Annotated in this window: 2 protein-coding genes; both read right to left on the bottom strand. The window is 61.8% G+C overall.

Annotation, left to right across the window (positions count from 1 at the left end):
* The coding region (locus tag A3730_RS22680) for a septal ring lytic transglycosylase RlpA family protein (protein WP_063539014.1) at positions 1–750 on the bottom strand (750 nt) is incomplete at its 3' end.
* Positions 747–1536 (bottom strand): lytic murein transglycosylase B (mltB, locus tag A3730_RS22675; protein ID WP_063539012.1); only part of this gene is annotated, 790 nt, incomplete at its 5' end. The genes mltB and A3730_RS22680, both read right to left, overlap by 4 nt.

Genomic DNA, 1536 nt, shown 5'->3' with positions numbered 1-1536 from the left:
GCTGGTTCGGTCTGAGAAGGCGCCTGCTTGCAGGAACAGGCTACCGCCTTTGCTGGCGCCATTGTCGGCGGTGTCCGTTTTGGCGCTGGCGTTGTCGTTCGCTGCTGAAGGAGGTGGACTGTCCAGCGCAGCACGCACGGCCGTGGGCACGGTACTACTGGGGCCATCGGGTTGTTGCTGACTGCTGATTGCTTCGACCCGTACCCGCCCGGTGCCGGATTGCTCTATACCCAGGCGTACCGCAGCGGCCCAGGACAAATCGATGATGCGATCCTCGTGGAAGGGGCCGCGATCGTTGACGCGCACCACCAGGCTTTTGCCGTTATCCAGGTTGGTGACCCGGGCATAGGTGGGCAAGGGCAGGCTGCGATGGGCGGCCGTGAACTGGTACATATCGAACGGTTCACCACTGGAGGTGCGATGGCCATGGAATTTCTGGCCATACCAGGAGGCTTTGCCTTCTGCCACGTAGCCGTCCGCCTGGGGAAGCACCTGATAGGTCTTGCCCCACACACTGTAGGATTGCGGGTTGCCGTAGCGACTGCGGGGTTCCTTTTTGGGCACCGGTTCCGGCAGCCGGGAAACATCCCGGGGCTCTTCCGGCGCGGTGTCCTGCTGCAGGCTGTAGCGGTCCGAGCCTGGCGCATCGTTGTTGACGGCGGGTGGGGCACTGTCGCCAGCGGGCCCCGGAGCGGTGGCGCAGGCCCCGAGGAACGCGGAGGTGATCACGGCACAAGCCAGACGCTTCATTGACTATCCTCCAGTGCGGCCGCCAGTTGTCGTGATAGTTGTAGCACGGCCATGGCGTACAGGCGACTGTGATTGTAGCGGGTAATCACATAAAAATTGTCGGTGGCCAGCCAGAACTCCGCACCGTCGGTGCCTTCCAGATCAAGCAGGGCGACCCGGGTGCTGGCGGGCAGGTCGAAGCAGTATTCGCTGACCAGTCGATCATCGTTGCAGCTGAGCGCAGAGACGCCGGCGTTGTTGGCCTGTGCCAGGGTAAAGGATGGCTTGTACCCTTTTTTGGCCAGCGGCACGTAACCGGCGCCATCCAGGTGTGCTCTGGCGGCTACGGGCAACCCGGGTTTCCAGTTGTGCTCGCTGAAATAGTTGGCAACGGAACCGATGGCATCCACCGGGTTGTTGACCAGATCGGTGACACCGTCATTGTCGAAATCCACCGCATAAGCCTGGTAACTGGTGGGGATGAACTGGCCGTAGCCCATGGCGCCGGCGTAGGAGCCGGTGATGGTTTTGGCATCGATGTGGGCGTTATGCTCCAGTTCGAACAAGGCTTTGAGCTGCTTGCGGAAGAAGCTGCCCCGAGGCGGGTAGTCGTAGCCCAGGGTGGTCAGGGCATCGACCGCTCGGTAGGTGCCCATGTAATCCCCGTAGCGGGTTTCCACTCCGATGATGGCGAGGATGATTTCCCGGGGGATGCCGTAGGTTTGTTCTGCACGGGTCAGGGTGTCGGCGTGGGTGTGAGCGAATTCCACGCCTTTCTGTACCCGGCTCTCCTGCAGGAAAATTTTC

The organism is Alcanivorax sp. HI0044, from assembly GCF_001634945.1.
This window is presented reverse-complemented; position numbering and strand designations above follow the sequence as displayed.